The sequence below is a fragment of the Gulosibacter sediminis genome (assembly GCF_023370115.1).
Taxonomy (GTDB): Bacteria; Actinomycetota; Actinomycetes; order Actinomycetales; family Microbacteriaceae; genus Gulosibacter; species Gulosibacter sediminis_A.
Window position 1 is genome coordinate 1850027 of the sequence record NZ_CP097160.1, and the last position, 15445, is coordinate 1865471.

General features: G+C 68.1%; 14 protein-coding genes. 5 read left to right on the forward strand and 9 right to left on the reverse strand.

Features of this window, described 5'->3' with window-relative positions:
* Positions 1-52 precede the first annotated feature (52 nt).
* On the reverse strand, positions 53-1726 hold the full coding sequence (cydC, locus tag M3M28_RS08555; RefSeq protein ID WP_249386057.1) for a thiol reductant ABC exporter subunit CydC: 1674 nt from the start codon (positions 1724-1726) through the stop codon (positions 53-55).
* Positions 1723-3471: a thiol reductant ABC exporter subunit CydD gene (gene cydD, locus M3M28_RS08560; protein ID WP_249386058.1), complete on the reverse strand. Its 1749-nt coding sequence runs from the start codon at positions 3469-3471 to the stop codon at positions 1723-1725. Before cydD ends, cydC begins: the two co-directional genes overlap by 4 nt.
* Before the next feature lie 189 nt (positions 3472-3660).
* Between cydD and M3M28_RS08565 the strand changes: the two genes are divergently transcribed.
* A complete protein-coding gene (locus M3M28_RS08565) occupies positions 3661-4236 on the forward strand; it encodes a hypothetical protein (RefSeq protein WP_249386059.1) in 576 nt (191 codons plus the stop codon).
* A 35-nt stretch (positions 4237-4271) separates the two neighbouring features.
* Here M3M28_RS08565 and M3M28_RS08570 read toward each other — a convergent pair whose 3' ends face one another.
* The 4 genes from M3M28_RS08570 to M3M28_RS08585 all read right to left on the reverse strand — a co-directional run bounded on the left by M3M28_RS08570 (position 4272) and on the right by M3M28_RS08585 (position 8626).
* On the reverse strand, positions 4272-5480 hold the full coding sequence (locus M3M28_RS08570; RefSeq protein WP_249386060.1) for an IS30 family transposase: 1209 nt from the start codon (positions 5478-5480) through the stop codon (positions 4272-4274).
* 82 nt (positions 5481-5562) lie between these two features.
* On the reverse strand, positions 5563-6087 hold the full coding sequence (locus M3M28_RS08575) for a YbhB/YbcL family Raf kinase inhibitor-like protein (protein WP_249386061.1): 525 nt from the start codon (positions 6085-6087) through the stop codon (positions 5563-5565).
* Between the two features lie 59 nt (positions 6088-6146).
* Positions 6147-7199: a cytochrome d ubiquinol oxidase subunit II gene (cydB, locus tag M3M28_RS08580; protein WP_249386062.1), complete on the reverse strand. Its 1053-nt coding sequence runs from the start codon at positions 7197-7199 to the stop codon at positions 6147-6149.
* Positions 7199-8626: a cytochrome ubiquinol oxidase subunit I gene (locus tag M3M28_RS08585; RefSeq protein WP_125107199.1), complete on the reverse strand. Its 1428-nt coding sequence runs from the start codon at positions 8624-8626 to the stop codon at positions 7199-7201. The genes cydB and M3M28_RS08585 overlap by 1 nt, the downstream gene beginning before the upstream one ends.
* A gap of 197 nt (positions 8627-8823) precedes the next feature.
* On the opposite strand from M3M28_RS08585, the gene M3M28_RS08590 reads away from it, so the two are divergent.
* Genes M3M28_RS08590 through M3M28_RS08600 form a run of 3 tightly spaced genes read left to right on the forward strand, consistent with a single transcriptional unit; the run spans position 8824 to position 11489 of the window.
* Positions 8824-9495 carry a DedA family protein gene (locus M3M28_RS08590; protein ID WP_249386063.1) on the forward strand — a complete coding sequence of 224 codons (672 nt, stop codon included), beginning with the start codon at positions 8824-8826 and terminating at the stop codon, positions 9493-9495.
* A 10-nt stretch (positions 9496-9505) separates the two neighbouring features.
* Positions 9506-10243, forward strand: coding sequence for an SOS response-associated peptidase (locus M3M28_RS08595; protein WP_249386064.1), 738 nt, complete (start codon positions 9506-9508; stop codon positions 10241-10243).
* Positions 10244-10280: 37 nt separating this feature from the next.
* On the forward strand, positions 10281-11489 hold the full coding sequence (locus M3M28_RS08600; protein ID WP_249386065.1) for an App1 family protein: 1209 nt from the start codon (positions 10281-10283) through the stop codon (positions 11487-11489).
* Between the two features lie 74 nt (positions 11490-11563).
* Here the strand turns inward: M3M28_RS08600 and M3M28_RS08605 are convergent, their stop codons facing one another.
* The 3 genes from M3M28_RS08605 to M3M28_RS08615 are packed head-to-tail and all read right to left on the reverse strand — an operon-like array spanning position 11564 to position 14576.
* The gene (locus tag M3M28_RS08605) at positions 11564-13069 is read right to left on the reverse strand and encodes a sensor histidine kinase (protein ID WP_249386066.1); all 1506 of its coding nucleotides are present in this window, start codon (positions 13067-13069) and stop codon (positions 11564-11566) included.
* Positions 13066-13800: a response regulator transcription factor gene (locus tag M3M28_RS08610; RefSeq protein WP_249386067.1), complete on the reverse strand. Its 735-nt coding sequence runs from the start codon at positions 13798-13800 to the stop codon at positions 13066-13068. Before M3M28_RS08610 ends, M3M28_RS08605 begins: the two co-directional genes overlap by 4 nt.
* A gap of 5 nt (positions 13801-13805) precedes the next feature.
* A complete protein-coding gene (locus M3M28_RS08615) occupies positions 13806-14576 on the reverse strand; it encodes a DUF4956 domain-containing protein (protein ID WP_249386068.1) in 771 nt (256 codons plus the stop codon).
* Positions 14577-15123: 547 nt separating this feature from the next.
* Between M3M28_RS08615 and M3M28_RS08620 the strand changes: the two genes are divergently transcribed.
* Positions 15124-15444 carry a DUF6504 family protein gene (locus M3M28_RS08620; protein ID WP_249386069.1) on the forward strand — a complete coding sequence of 107 codons (321 nt, stop codon included), beginning with the start codon at positions 15124-15126 and terminating at the stop codon, positions 15442-15444.
* The last annotated feature ends 1 nt before the right edge of the window (position 15445 follow it).

Genomic DNA, 15445 nt, shown 5'->3' on the forward strand with positions numbered 1-15445 from the left:
CGTCCTCTTTCGAATGTGCCGGAGCCTACAAGCTCCCTATTCTAGGCCGCCGCTAGAGCCGAAGTGTGGCGGTGACGAGCGCGGGGTCGACCGGGGTGTGCGAAATAAGAATCACGGTGCGGTCGGCGGCGGCCGCGCCGAGCAGATCGGCGACGAGCGCGTCGGCCCGGCCGGGGTCGACGTTCGCGGTCGGTTCGTCGAGAATCAGCACCCGGAAGTCGGCGAGCAGCGCGCGGGCGAGCGCGATGCGCTGGGCCTGCCCGCCCGACACGAGCGTGCCGCGTTCGCCGACCGGCGCATCCAGGCCGCCCCGCTCACGCACCCACGCGCCGAGGCCGACGCGCTCGAGCGCGGCCGTGAGCTGCGCATCCGTCGCCTCGGTGTTCGCGAACAGCAGGTTCTGGCGAATCGACTCGTCGAATAGGTGCGCGCGCTGCTCGATGAGGCCGATGCCGCGGCGCACCGCGTCGGGCGAGAGCTCGCGCGCCTCGACGCCGCCGATCGTGTAGCTGCCGCGGTAGTCGAGGAACCGCACGAGCGCGTTCGCGAACGTGGTCTTGCCGGCGCCGGATTCCCCCGTCACGAGCAGGCGGCTGCCGGCCGGGATGCGCAGGTCGAGGCCGTCGAGCACCGGCTCGCTCGCGCCCGGCCAGAGCACGGATGCGCCGCGCAGCTCGAGGTCGAGGGGGCCGTCGGGGAGTTCCGTGCCGCCCTCGAACTCCTGCGGCAGCTCGGCGGGCACGTCGGCCGGCGCGGCCGAGGCGACGCGCTGCGCCGAGACGCGCACGCGGCGCCACGCGGCGATGGCCTGCGGCACCTGCGCGAACACCTCGAACAGCGCGAGCGGCACGAGCGCGGTGAGGGTGAGCAGCTCGGGCGCGAGCTCGCCGCGCACCGTCGGCTCGATGCCCCAGAACAGCGCACCGGCGGTCGCGAGCCCGGCGAAAACGGTGACGGTGCCCGTGACGATGCCCTCGCCGATCGAGCGGCGCACGAGGGCGCGGCGCAGCTGCGCGTCGGCATCGCGCACCTTCGCGAGCTGCGCGTCGAGGGCCCCGTAGGCCCGCAGGGTGGCGAGGTTCGTCACGGTGTCGTGGATGCGGTCGCTCAGTGCGCTGCGCAGGGGCGCGACGGCGCGGTCGGCCTGGCCGGCGATGCGCAGCTGCGCGCCGGTCGCGACGAGCAGGGCGGCGACGAGGCACGCGAGCAGCGTCAGCGCCGCGGGCCACGAGACGAGGCCGACGCCGATGACCGCGAGCACGGCGACGGCGAGCGACGACACGAGCGGCTCGACGACGCGGAGCGGATAGAACTGCAGCTCGTCGACGTCGTCGACGAGGCGCGCGAGCAGGTCGCCGCGGCGGGTCGTGCGCAAGCCCGCGGGCGCGAGCGGGATGAGTCGGTCGAGCAGGTCGACCCGGAGTTCGGCAAGCTGCCGGAACGACGCATCGTGGCCCATGAGCTGCCGCAGGTAGCGGAACACAGCGCGGCCGAGCGCGAAGGCGCGCACCGCGACGATCGCCCAGCCGAGCCAGAGGATGTGAATGATGAGCGACGCGCGAGTGATGAGGTAGGCGCTCGTCGCGAGCAGCAGCACGACGCTGAGGCCCCAGAGGATGCCCCAGGCGATAGCCGGCCAGATGCGGCGCGGCGCGGGCAGCGCGGCGTCGAGCACACGGGCCTCATCGGCGCCGAGACCGGGGACGAGTCGTTCGGCGACGCTCATGCGCGCACCTCCGCGGCCGTAAGGGTGACGGTGCGGTCGGCCGCGGCGAGCACCGGCCGGCGGTGGCTCACGACGATGACGATGCGGCCCTCGTCGGCGAGCTCGCGCATCGCCTCGATGACGCGCTGCTCGCGCTCCGCGTCGAGGGCCGAGGTCGGCTCGTCGAGCAGCACGATCGGGCAGTCGCGGCCCTCGGCGCGCGCGATGGTGCGGGCGAGCGAGACGCGCTGCGCCTGGCCGCCCGAGAGGCCGTCGCCGCCGACGCCGAGTTCGAGGTTTGCGCTGATGCCCGTCGCGCCGGCGCGGGCGAGCGCGGCCTGGACTGCCTCGGGCGCAAGGGCGGGCTGCCCGAGCGCGACGTTCTCACGCACTGTGCCCTCGATGAGGCCGGCGGACTGGCCCATCCAGGCGACGTGAGTCGCGGCCTCGGAGTCAGGAATAGGGGTGGCGCCGAGCGCTCTGTCGGCGGAGTGTTCGCCGCGGATGAGGTCGAGCAGCGTCGACTTGCCCGCGCCCGACTCCCCCGCGATCGCCGTGATCTCGCCGGGCTTCGCCGTGAAGTCGAGGCCCGCGAGGATCTCGCGGTCGCCGTAGCGCACCCGGGCGTCGCGGATGCGCAGCTCGGCTCGGGTCTGGGGCGTGGGGATGCTCGTGGTTGCCGGGGTGGTGGTTCCGGTTGAGGGCGCGGCCGTCTGCGCGGTGCTTGGACTCACGTGCGCGGTACCCGCCGCCGTCGACGCGGCGCTCGAAGTCGCGGGCGCCGTTGTTGCGCCTGTGGGCGCTGCGCCGGCCTCCGCGTCGGCGCGTTCGACGAGTTCGAAGACACGCTGCGACACCTCGACGCCCTCGGAGGCGGCGTGGAACTGGGCGCCGACCTGCCGTAGCGGCGCGAATACCTCGGGCGCGAGGATCAGCGCGAACAGGCCGACGAAGAGCGACATCTCGTTGTCGATGAGGCGAATGCCGATCTGCACGGCCACGAGCGCGACCGAGAGCGACGCGAACAGCTCGAGCGCGAAACCCGAGAGGAACGTGACCCGCAGCACCTTCATGGTCGAGCGGCGGTAGTCGTCGGTGACCTCGCGGATGCGGTCGCGCTGGCGACGCGCGCGGCCGAAGATCTTCAGTGTCGACAGGCCTTCGACGATCTCGAGGAACGCGTTCGCGAGTCGCGTCAGCGAGTCGAGCTGGGCGCGCTGCACGCGCTGCGTCGCGAGGCCGATGAGGATCATGAACAGCGGGATGATCGGGATCGTGATGATCTCGGTGATGGCCGACACGGGGTCGGCGAAGAAGGTGACGACGACGAGCAGCGGCATCGCGATGGCGGTGAGCAGCAACTGCGGCAGGTACTTCGCGAAGTAGGAGTCGAGGGCCTCGAGACCGTGCGTCGCGAGCGTCGTCGCTTCGGCGCTGGAGACGCCCGAGCGCCCGCCGAGTCGAGCGAGGGCCGAGACGACGTGGCCGCGGAGCTCCGACTTCGCAGTGGCGGCGGCGCGGGCACCCGCCCACTCCATGCCCCACTGCGCGAGGCCGCGCACGACGACGCAAGCGACGAGCAGCCAGAGCGCCCAGGCAAGCTCGGCGAGGGGTTCGCCGGCGATCGCACCGGTCACGCCGCGGGCAATGGCCCACGCGACGCCGACCATCGCGGCGGTCTGGAATAGCCCCAGCAGCACGCCGATAACGAGAAAGGCTCGCGACGATTTGGCGTATCGAAGCAGGCGCGGATCAAGGGGCTTCACGGTGCTCTCAGATTACCCGATCGCACCTGCGCACCGACCCCGCGGCCACCCCACCCCCGCCCTGTGCCCTAGGCAGTTGAGTGGTCAGTTGTTGTAGTTCTGGCACCGCCTGAACTACAACAACTGACCACTCAACTGCCTGCCCCGCATGTTCCGGGTGGCGGGGATGGGCCGCGATAGGGTGCGGGCATGACGGAATATCCTGGGACGCCACGGATGCTCGCCGAATGCGAGGCGGTCGTGCGCCACTTTTACGAAGGCCGACCGCACGATGAACCGAAACTCGTCTTTGGCGACAACCTGGCGATGGCCTACGTCGCGAGGCGCGGGGATCAGGCGCATGTCTACGTGATCTATCGCCGCCGCGTAGGTGGTGTCTTTGGCATCCGGGTCAACGTCGGCGGGTCGCGCGTTCCCGGTCATCAGTTCTCGGATGAAGAGTTGCGGTGGGCAGCCGCAGACCTCGACCTCGCCGTTGACGAGCCCGCGGAGTATCAGCCGACGCCAGTCGGCGGCATCCTTTGGGAGGGCAACGAACACACGGCGCCCATGCTCGAGGAAGAGCTCCCGCCGCAGGAGCTGCTCGACGCACTGGTCGCCGCGACGATTCCGCCGAAGGTCTCCCCGAAACGGCCCGAGAACGCGCCGCCGCCAATCATCACCATCGACAAGAACAACCCGACCACGTTCTACGCCGCCGACTACTACCCCATCACCCCGGAAGACTTCGCCAAGTACCGCCCCGACGCCCCGACGGGCAGTTGAGTGGTCAGTTTTTGTAGTTCTGGCGGTGGGCATTGTCAACTGGTGGATGCAACAAGGATCTGGTTGAGGCGCTTGGCTGGGGTGTCGTAGTCCAGGGTTGGGCGGGGTCGTGTGTTGAGTTTGCGTGCGACCTCGTCCAGGTCCTGTTGCGTGTGCCCGGACAGGTCGGTGCCCTTTTTGAACCAGTGCCGCAGCAGTCGGTTCGTGTTCTCGTTCGATCCGCGCTGCCAGGGCGAGTGGGGGTCGGCGAAGTACACGGCGTCCACGAGTTCGGTTTGGATGCGCCGGTACTCCGCTAATTCGGTGCCGCGGTCCCAGGTGATCGATTGCCGTAGTTGTTCTGGGAGTTGGCGCATTTGTTGGATCATTTGCGTCGCGACCTGGTTCGCGGTGTGCCCGTCGGGGAGGTGGAGCAGGATCACGAACCGGGTCGCGCGTTCCACGAGCGTGCCAATCGCGGACTTACTCCCCGGCCCGACGATGAGGTCGCCTTCCCAATGCCCGGGGATGGCGCGGTCTTCGACCTCGGGCGGGCGCTCACTGATCGTGAACGCATCCTGGTAGATTGACCGGCCCCGCCGCTCGGTCGTGCCCTGGGGTTTGCGTTGGCTACGCCCCAGGGATAGCTGTTTTGCCAGGTCTTGCCGCAGCCCGCCCCGGGTTTGGACGTACAGGGCGCGGTAGATCGTTTCGTGGCTCACACGCCCCATTGTGGCGTCGGGTTCCCGGCGCAACATGTCCGCGATGAGTTTCGGGGACCAGCCCACATCCATCGCGTCTTCGATGAACCCGCGTAACGGAGCGGTGTCCTCGCGGCACAGGATCGGGGGTTTTGGCCGACGTCGTCGGTGGCGGGCGTTCAGGTGCGCGGCCGCGGCCGAGTACTGGCCGTCTGCGTGGGTGTTGCGGTGCAGTTCGCGGCAGACCACGGACCGGTCCCGGCCGATCTCTGCCGCGATGCGGGATTGGGTCCATTGGTCACGGATCCCGGCCTGGATGAGCACGCGTTCTTCGAACGTGAGGCCGCGTCCGATGTGTTCTTGATCGATAGTGATTGGGGTGTGGTGGCGGAGTTCGAACGCGGTCATTCCGACATACTTCCGTCGCCACCTGGCCGCAGTGCCTGACCCGATGCCGAGACGGGTTGCCGCCCTGGCGGGCGGCAACCCGTCCTTGCAGATCAGGTCAACGAACTGGTCCCGAACGGCCTGCTTGTATCGGTTCCCGTGGGGATTCTTCGGCATGCAACATCCTCCTCATGTTGCAACGACCGTATGAATCCACCGGTGCCAGAACTACAAAAACTGACCACTCAACTGCCTGCGGCTAGCGGTTCCAGGTGGCGGTGACGAGGCCGCGCGCGAGGGTGTGGCCGAACATGTTGAAGCCGAGCGCTGCCGGCGACGCGCCCTCGCCGAGGTCGAGCGTCGTGTCGAGCGCGTGCACCGCGAAGATGTAGCGGTGGTCGCCGTGACCGACGGGCGGAGCCGCGCCGACGAAGTTGAACACGCCGCCGTCGTTGCGCACGCTGCGCGCGGCGCTCGGCAGCGCATCCGAGTCGGCGGCACCGGCGCCCGCCGGCAGCGACGTCACGTCGGCCGGGATGTTGTAGACGGCCCAGTGCCAGAAACCCGAGCCGGTCGGCGCATCCGGGTCCCAACACGTCACCGCGAAGCTCTGCGTTCCCTCGGGCGCGGGGCCCCACTCGAGCGCGGGCGAGCGGTCCTCGCCCGTCGCGAGCACGCCGGCACTCACCTGCGCATCCGGCAGGCGGTCGCCGTCGGCGAAATCGGGCGACGACACCGCAAGCGGGGGCACCTCGGGAGTTGATCCGTAGACGTTGTCAGCCATTGCTACCTCCTGAAATTGGCTGCGAACATCCTCCCCCGGCCGCCTGGGCGTAACCGGGCTTAGGCGATCGCGGGCGCCTCGGCGTGCGACTCGAAGTCGGTGCGCCGCAGCCGCTTGCGGAACGTCCAGAAGCTCCACCACTGGTAGCCGAGCACGAGCGGCATGATCACGACGAACGACCAGAACATGATCGAGAGCGTCATGTCGCTCGCCGAGCCGTTCCAGATCGTGAGGTCGTCACCGCCCGCGAGGTTGCGCATGAGCACGGGGAACAGCGCCGCGAACAGCGACCACACCGCGGAGATCACCGTGACGCAGCCGAGCGCGAACGCGGCCGAGTCGCGACGCAGCAGGTTGGCCACCCACGACGCCAGGAACGACACGACCGCCACGAGCGAGAGGATGAGCCCGGCGACCGAGAAGTACGCGGCAACGGTCCAGCCGAGGAACGCGAGCGCGAGCACCGCGACCGCGACGCCGACCCAGGTGGCCGCGCGGTGCGCGCGCTCCCGGAGCTCCCCATCCGTCTTGCGCGTAATGAAGGTGAGTCCGTGGTAGCTGAACAGCGCAAGCGTCGTCAGCCCGCCGAGCAGCGCGTAGGGGTTGAGCAGGTCAAGCAAGGTGCCCGTGTAGTTGAAGTGGAACTCGAAGTTGAGGTCACCGACGGTCTGCTGCACCGACTCCATCGGCATGCCACGCACGATGTTCGCGAAGGCCGCACCCCAGAGCAACGCGGGCAGTGCCGAGCCGATGAAGATCATCCAGTCGAAGCTGCGCGTCCAGCGCACGCCCTTGCCCTGGTGCCGGTACTCGAACGAGACGCCGCGCAGGATGAGCGCGAGCAGAATCAGCAGCAGCACGAGGTAGGCACCCGAGAACACCGTCGCGTACCACTCGGGGAACGCGGCGAACATGAGCGCGCCGGCGACGATCACCCAGGTCTCGTTCAAGTCCCAGATCGGGCCGATGGTGTTGATGAGGATGCGCCGGTCGGTGTCGTCCTTGCCGATGATCGGCAGCGCGATGCCAACGCCGAAGTCGAAGCCATCGAGCACGAAGTACCCGATGAACATGAAGGCGATAATCCAGAAGAAAACGACCTGAAGTTCCATTAGTAGACGCTCGCTTTCACCTTGACGTCCTCGACGTTCTCGACGATGCCCTCGTCATTCACGCCGGGCACCTGGATGGGGTCGGACTGCGCCGCGCGCAGGATGAGCTTCACCTCGACGATGGCGAGGATGCCGTAGATGAGTGTGAAGGCGATGAGCGAGATGAGCACGCTCAGCCCCGACACGTTCGGCGAGACGCCGGCCTCGGTGGGCATGAGCCCGAACACGAGCCACGGTTGTCGGCCCATTTCGGTGAAGACCCAACCGATGAGGATGCCCCAGAGCGGGAACGTCGCCGTCCAGATCGCGATCTGGTAGTGCCAGTTCTTCGTCGCGTAGTTCTTGCGCGTCACCCAAAGGCCCACGAGCGCAATGGCCATCGACGCCATGCCGAAGAACATCATCCAGCGGAACGACCAGTAGGTGACCCAGATGACCGGGTAATAGATCTGGTCGGCGCCATAGAGCTCCTGATACTGCGCCTGGAGGTCGTTGATGCCCTCGACAGTGCCACTGAAGCTGTTCGTCGCAAGGAACGCGGAGACGTAGGGCACTCGCAGCGACCACACCTCCTCGGTGCCGTCGGGGGTTCCGATCGAGAAGAGCGAGAACGAGGCGTCGGCGCCCGACGAGGTGTTCCACATCGCCTCGGCCGCCGCCATCTTCATCGGCTGCGTCGCGGTCATTGCGAGGCCGAGCTCGTGGCCCGAGAGCATGACGGCGAAGCCCGAGATGAGCACGGTCCAGAGCCCGAATCGCATGGCCGGACGGAACACGTCGAAGTGCTGGCCCTTGCGCAGGTGCCAGGCCGCGACGCCGACGATGATCGTGCCGGCGAGCATCACCGAGGCGGCGAGCGTGTGCGGCAGCTGCGTCAGCGCGACCGGGTTCGTGAGCACGGCCATGAAGTCGACGAGCTCGGCACGGCCGGTGTCGGGGTTGAACTCGAAGCCGACCGGGTTCTGCATGAACGCGTTCGCGGCGAGGATGAAGTAGGCCGAGATCCAGGTGCCGAGCACGGTCATCCAGATGGTGAGCAGGTGCAGGCCCGGCTTGAGCTTGTCCCAGCCGAAGATCCACAGGCCGATGAAGGTCGCCTCCATGAAGAAGGCGACGAGGCCCTCGAAGGCGAGCGGGGCGCCGAAGATGTCGCCGACGAAGCGCGAGTAGTTCGACCAGTTCATGCCGAACTGGAACTCCTGCACGATGCCGGTGACGATGCCCATCGCGAAGTTGATGAGGAAGATGTTGCCGAAGAACTTCGTCAGCTGCAGGTACTGCACCTTGCCCGTGCGCAGCCACGCGGTCTGCCAGATCGCGACGCAGAGCACCACGCCGAGCGTGATCGGCACGAATAGGAAGTGGTACAGCGTCGTGAGACCGAACTGCCAGCGCGACAGAATGAGCGGATCCAATAGTGCTTCCACAAGCGCTCCCTACAATCAAGAAATGAGTGGGAAAGTGACGTTCGGAGACCCCGCGCCGAACAACTACAAATTGTAGAGCAATTCGTCAGCAAACGTTCAGATATCTCGACCTCGAGAATCTCGAACTCGAGCGTTGTAGCGCGGCAGAGCGGGCGCATCCACACCTCGTTCTCATGCTTGTTGCCTAGGCTGTCGACATGCTCGCCGACCTGCTCAACACCGTCATCGAAACGGTGCAGGGCATGAACCTGTGGCTCGTCGCTGGCATCGCATTTCTTGGCCTGCTGCTCGAGACGAGCCTCTTTGTCGGCTTCCTCGTGCCAGGCGATGCGACGTTGCTCGTCACCGCGACGAGCGTCACGAGCTTCGAGCGCTGGGGGCTCATCGTCATCGCAGCCGTGCTCGGCGCACTCGCCGGCGAATCGATCGGCTACGCGCTCGGCCGCTGGCTTGGGCCAACGCTGAAACGCTCGTGGCTCGGTCGGCGCATCGGCCTCGAGAATTGGGCGCAGGCCGAGACCCTGCTCGCGCAGCGCGGCGGGCTCGCGGTGTTTGTCTCGCGGTTCTTGCCGGTGCTCCACTCGCTCGTGCCCGTCACGGCCGGCATGGCACGGATGCGCTACCGCAAGTTCATGGCATGGACTCTGCCCGCCTGCCTGCTCTGGGCGGTCGCCTACGTCTCGGTCGGCGCCTTCGCCACGTCGAGCTTCCAGCAACTCAGCACGCAACTGCACTGGGCCGGGTTCATCTTCGCCGCGATCATCGCCGTGTTCGTGCTCGTGATGTGGTTCGTCAAGCGCTGGCTGTCGAAGCGGGTGGCCGCGCAGCTCGCGGCCGACACTAAGCCCGACCCAAGCACGGTGCCCTAGGCTCGGCGCCATGTGCGGCAGATTTGTGGTGGCGCGCGCCACCGGCGAGCTCACCGCCGAGCTCGACATCGAACGGGTCAGCGACGACGCACCCGGTACCTCCTACAACGTGGCCCCGACCACGCGCATCCGAGTGGTCGTCGACGCGCCCGCCGACGAACCCGTACGCCGCCTCGAGGCCGCGAAGTGGGGGCTCGTGCCGAGCTGGGCGAAGGATGAATCGGTCGCGGTGCGCGCCTTCAACGCCCGCAGCGAGACGGCGGCATCGAAGCCGACGTTCCGTGCCGCGGTGAAGCAGCGCCGCGGCGTGATTCCTGTCGACGGATATTACGAGTGGCACAAGCGGGCCGACGGCAGCAAGCAGCCGTTCTACGTGCATCCGCAGGGCGAGGGCTCGCTGCTGCTCGCCGCCCTCTACGAGTGGTGGAAGCGGCCCGACGCGGCCGAGGGCGAGGATGCGTGGCTGCTGTCGGCGACGATTCTCACCCGGGCCTCGGCGACCGAAAACCTGCAGTGGCTGCACGACCGCACCCCCGTCTTTCTCGACCGCGGCGACGTCGACGAGTGGCTCGACCCAGCGGTGGCTGGCAACGGCGAGCTCGTCACCGACTTCGCCGACCGCGCGCTCGCGGTGTCGGAGACGCTGCAGCTGCGGCCCGTCGGCAAGCGCGTCGGCAATGTGCGCGAGAACGACGAACACCTGATCGACGAGGTCTCGCCCGAGGCAGCCCCGGAGGCAGCCGAGTGAGTTTCATTCGTTTGCGTGGGCATGCAAGGATGTCGCAGTGACTCCAGCCGCGAAGCAACCCCGCACGCGACGCTCCCTGCTTGAGCGCATTCCGTTCGTCGAACTCGCCGTGAGCAATGCGTTTCGCGTTGAGGATTCGTTTAAGCAGTGGCGAATGCGGCGGGCGCGGCGACGCGGCGACGTCGAGCAGGTCGAGGCCTACACCGGCTACGGCTCGACGACGCAGGTGCGGGTGCTCGGACGCGTGCACCTTGTGCCCGAGGCGGTGCGACGGTTTGGGCTGCGACGCTTCGCGTTGCTGAAGCTGCGCCGGAGCAAAGAACGCTCGGTGCGTGGCTGGCGCAGTTTCGTGCGCGTTGCCGTGCCGAACTCGACCGTGCGGGTGCGCATCCAGCACCATGAGTTTGAACTCAAGGCCGACCGGGGCGGTGTGCTCGACGGCACCTTTGACGTGGTGCTCGAGCCGGGCTCGCACGACGTCACGTTCGAGACCGTCGACGACCAGGTCACGACCTCACAGGTGATTGTCACGCCGGCCGAGCAGCAGGTCGGCATCATCTCCGACATCGACGACACCGTCATGGTGACGTCGCTGCCTCGCCCCCTGCTCGCGGCGTGGAACACCTTTGTGCTCGACGAACACGCCCGCATGGCGGTGCCAGGCATGAATGTGCTCTACCAGCGGCTGATTGAGAAGTTTGGCGCGGAGTCGACGCCCTTCTTCTATCTGTCGACGGGCTCGTGGAACGTTGCCCCAACTTTGAGTCGGTTTCTCGGCCGCAATCTCTACCCGTACGGGCCACTGCTGCTCACCGACTGGGGGCCAACGACGAAGCGGCTGTTCCGCTCGGGCACGGAGCACAAGCGCACGAGCCTGCGGCTGCTCGTCGAAACGCTGCCGAACGTGAAGTGGATCCTCATCGGCGACGACGGCCAGCATGATGAGTCGATTTACGGCGAGTTCGCCGCCGAGTACCCCGACCACGTGCTCGCCGTCGTGATTCGCCAGCTGTCGAATACGGAGTCGGTGCTCGCGGGTGGGCGCGCCGGCAGCTCGGCACGGTGGCGTCGACGCGTGCGGGTGCCGTGGGTGCACGGCCCGAACGGCGCCGCCCTCGTGCAGGAACTCGCGAAGTACGGCATCCTCGACTACGACGAGCAGGCCGCCGAGTTGGTCGACCTCTCGAAGTCGCTTGCTGACAAGCGCGTCGCGCGGCCGCTCGTGCGGCGCGACGGCGAGGTGTAGGGCGCTTCGCGAGCGATTCGTGCGGTTTTCTAGAAACGATGCGGTTACAACCGCAGCAATCGTAGAAAACCGCATCAAGCGGCGGCAGCCGGCGCCGCCGGCAGCAGCACCGTGAACACGGTGTGGCCGGGCCGGCTCGCGACCTCGAGTGAGCCGCCGTGCGCCTGCACGATCGCCTGCGAAATCGCGAGGCCGAGGCCGCTCGACCCCTGGCCGGATGCGCGGGTGCGCGACACATCCCCGCGCATGAACCGCTCGAAGATGTGCGGCGCGACCTCGGGATCAATGCCCCCGCCCGTGTCGGTGACTGTGAGCCGCACCCAACTACCGCTGTCGGTGCGCGGGCCGGTCGCCCCATCGGCAAACGACGTCGCGAGCGTCACGCGCGTGCCCGCATCCGTGTGCACCGCGGCGTTGCGCAGCAGATTGCCGAGCACCTGCGCGAGCGCCGTGCGGTCGCCGATCACCTCGAGCGACTCCGCCTCGGCGTCGAGCTCCCACTCGTGGTCGGGATACGCGACCGCCGCATCCTCGAAGCAACCCACCGCAACCTCGTTCGCGTCGAGCCGCACGTGCGTCGGCTGCTGACCGGCGTCGAGCCGCGCGAGCAGCAGCAGGTCCTCAACGAGCGACGACATGCGCTGCGACGAGCCCTGGATGCGGTCGAGACTCGTGCGCTGCTGCTCGCTGAGCCGCTCGGGCTCGCGGGCGGCGAGCTCGGCATAGCCGCGCACGGCGGCGAGCGGGGTGCGCAGTTCGTGACTCGCGTCGGCGACAAACTGGCGCAGCTTCGCCTCGCTCGCCTCGCGCGCGCCGAGCGCATCCTCGACGCTAACGAGCAGTCGGTTGAGGGATGCGCCGACGCGGCCGACCTCGGTGCCCGGGTCGGTGTCTTCGGGCGGCACTCGCTCGGGAATCGCGACCTGCCCGGCTGCGAGCTCCTTCTGCGATACCCGCACCGCCGTATCCGCGACCCGCTCGAGCGGCCGCAACTGCCGCGCGACGAGCGCCGAGGCGCCGGCCCCGACGAGCGCGATCGCGACCGCCGCGACGAGCGTGTAGATCACCGCGAGCAGCCAGGTCGTCGCGAGCACCTCATCCGTCGGCACCCCAACGACCGCAATGACGCCGGACGGCGTCGAATCGGCCATCACCCGCACCACGCCAATGTCGTCGACGTCGACGGTCTCGGGCGTGCCCGGCTCCGAGTCGGCCACCGCCTGCAGCACCTGCTGCAGCTGCGCAGTCGTGAGATCGGCGGTGTCGCCCGAACTGTCGGTGTACTTCGCCTTGAGCACCGTGCCGGTGCCCGAACCGGTGCCGAGCAGCTGCACGACGATCGTGTCAAGCTGCTGCCCCGCCTGGTCGAGCGGATCGGTCTCGGGCTGCTGGCCCGACTGGTCGATGCTCGTGATGAACGGTGCACGCAGCAGCTGGTCGAGCCGGTCGTCGAGCCGGTCGCTCAGGCTGCGGTAGAGCACCGTGATCGAGAGCACGCCGACCGCGATCGCGAACAGCGCGACGATGCCGACGATGCTCACAACGAGCCGCCGGCGCAGGGTGCGCGGCTGGCGGGTCATGCCTCTTCGCGGATCGTGTAGCCGACGCCCCGCAGGGTGTGGATGAGCGGCGGGCGCCCCGCGTCGATCTTCTTGCGCAGGTATGAAATGTAGAGCTCGACGACGCTCGTCTTGCCGCCGAAGTCGTAGCCCCACACCTCGTCGAGCAGCTGCGCCTTCGAGAGCACGCGGCGCTGGTTCTGCATGAGGTAGCGCAGCAACTCGAACTCGGTGCCGGTGAGCGTGATGCGCTCCCCCGCCCGTGTCACGTCGTGGGTCTGTTCGTTGAGCTCGAGGTCGGCAAGGCGCAGCACCGATTCGGCCTCGGCCTCGGCCGAGCCGAGGTTGCGGCGCAGCAGGGCGCGCACGCGCACGACGACCTCCTCGAGGCTGAACGGCTTCGTCACATAATCGTCGCCGCCCTCGCCGATTCCAGCAATGCGATCCTCGACCGCATCCTTCGCCGTGAGGAAGAGGATGGGCACCGAGTTTCCGCGCTCGCGCACCCGACGCATGACCTCCATGCCGTCGAGGCCGGGCATCATGATGTCGAGCACGACGATGTCGGGCGAGAACTCGGTGATCGCGTCGAGCGCCTGGCGCCCGGTCGCGGCGACGCGCACCTCGAGGCCCTCGGCGGCAAGGGTCATCCGCAGCAGATCGGCAAGGTATTCCTCGTCATCGGCCACCACCGCCCTGGCGGGAGTGCCGTCAGGGCGGAGGAGCTGCGGGCGTGCACCGGTAAGAGCCATGGTCATTATTTAACCTGCTCGGGCGCGGTGATGGGCGGGAGGAACACCGGCACGACCGGCTTCTTCTGCCGCGGCTTGGGAGCGGCGGGCTCGAAGTCGCGGACCGGGCCGGGCTCGGGGATGAAGTCGAGCGGCAGCGTGATCGGCTCGGCGTGGTCGAAGGGGGCGTCGAAGATCGGGTCGGATGCGGGCGTTGCGGCAGATGCGGTGGTGCCGGTGGAGGCGGGTGCCGCAGTTGCGAAGGCGGCGCCGGCGGATGCGGGGGTTGCGGCCGCGTAGGCGACTCCGGCGAAGGCCGGGACGGGGACGGTCGCGCCAGCGATTACTGCGGATGCGGGCTCGGCCTCGGCCTGCGCATCCACCTTCGCGCGGGATGAACGGGTCGCGATTGCGAGTGCCCAGTCGAGCAGTCCGGTGGCGGCGACGGTGACGAGCACCGCAGCGAGCTGCGCGAACGGGACGACCGTGGTGAGTCCGGCCGCGAAGCCGATGACGACGGCGGCCGAGGCGTAGAGCACGTCGCGGGTGCCGAGCTTCGTGAACTGGAGGTGCACGAGGCCGAGGAGTCCGGCGAGCGTCATCGCGAGTGCGGCGATGACTTCGATGCCCGCCGCGAGTGACGAGACCGTGAGGAGGGTGGTGGCGACGAAGGCAAGGACGTTCACGCTGAGCAGCAGCAGGATGAGCTCCGTGCGGTGCCGGCGGCGGGTGAACAGGGCGAAGCTCAGCACGCCGATGGCGGCGAGATTCGCGGTGAGAAGTAGCAGCGCGATCATGATGAGTCCTTCCCTCGGACTTGGGGGTGGTGCCGCGGTGGTGCGACGCTCTTAGTAAGCGGCGCGAAGCTATGCGCGAGCTATGCCGAGTGCATGGGCCGCTTAGGTGCGCATCCCGGTGGTGCCCGATTTGCGCCCGGGACGGCGCCCCCGCGCCACTGCCCCGCGCATCCGCCGACGCGTGTGATGCGGTTTTCTACGATCGCTGCGGTCGCAAGCGCATCGCTCCTAGAAAAGTGCACGGTCCGGGTGCGAGCGACAGCACTGAGATGCGGTTTTCTACGAGGGCTGCGGTTGTGGGCGCATCGATCGTAGAAAACTGCGTCAGGGGTCACGCGGATGCGCGGATACGGCGGCGGATGCAGCGGATGCGCCGATATGGCGACGGACGCGCGGGGCGGATGAGGCCCGTGTTGCGGGTGTGAAACCAGACCGCGCACGAGCGCGCCAGCGCCACGAATTCGGCTGGCGGGTCCGAGTCTCGTGTCGTAGGCTGCTCGTACGGTGAATCGAACAGATGTTTGAAACACTCACCCTTGGAGGACCCATGCTCATCGGCGAACCCGTCGACGTTGAACTCTCGCCGAGCGGTGCGCCCGTGCGATTTTTCTGGCGCGGCAGCACCTACGGCATCATCAGCGCACCCGAACCCTGGCTCGCCCGCGAAGCCTGGTGGCACACGGCAGACCGCGCCACCCGCGGGTCAAACACTCCCCTCGAACGTGAGATGTGGCGGGTCGACGCCGTGCCACTGCGCGGCATGCTGCAGCCCGGCGACACGAGCTTCGACCTCTGCCGTCAGCGCGACGGCAGCTGGCAACTCGAGCAGGCGTGGAGCGGCGAACTTGACGAACGGTTGTTCGCATAAG

Coding starts and splice junctions, on each gene's coding strand:
- M3M28_RS08590 (WP_249386063.1), top strand. CDS start 8,824: ATGCTCGCCGACCTGCTCAACACCGTCATCGAAACGGTGCAGGGCATG.
- cydB (WP_249386062.1), bottom strand. CDS start 7,199: ATGGAACTTCAGGTCGTTTTCTTCTGGATTATCGCCTTCATGTTCATC.
- M3M28_RS08620 (WP_249386069.1), top strand. CDS start 15,124: ATGCTCATCGGCGAACCCGTCGACGTTGAACTCTCGCCGAGCGGTGCG.
- M3M28_RS08565 (WP_249386059.1), top strand. CDS start 3,661: ATGACGGAATATCCTGGGACGCCACGGATGCTCGCCGAATGCGAGGCG.
- M3M28_RS08610 (WP_249386067.1), bottom strand. CDS start 13,800: ATGGCTCTTACCGGTGCACGCCCGCAGCTCCTCCGCCCTGACGGCACT.
- M3M28_RS08570 (WP_249386060.1), bottom strand. CDS start 5,480: ATGCCGAAGAATCCCCACGGGAACCGATACAAGCAGGCCGTTCGGGAC.
- M3M28_RS08605 (WP_249386066.1), bottom strand. CDS start 13,069: ATGACCCGCCAGCCGCGCACCCTGCGCCGGCGGCTCGTTGTGAGCATC.
- M3M28_RS08575 (WP_249386061.1), bottom strand. CDS start 6,087: ATGGCTGACAACGTCTACGGATCAACTCCCGAGGTGCCCCCGCTTGCG.
- cydC (WP_249386057.1), bottom strand. CDS start 1,726: ATGAGCGTCGCCGAACGACTCGTCCCCGGTCTCGGCGCCGATGAGGCC.
- M3M28_RS08595 (WP_249386064.1), top strand. CDS start 9,506: ATGTGCGGCAGATTTGTGGTGGCGCGCGCCACCGGCGAGCTCACCGCC.
- M3M28_RS08615 (WP_249386068.1), bottom strand. CDS start 14,576: ATGATCGCGCTGCTACTTCTCACCGCGAATCTCGCCGCCATCGGCGTG.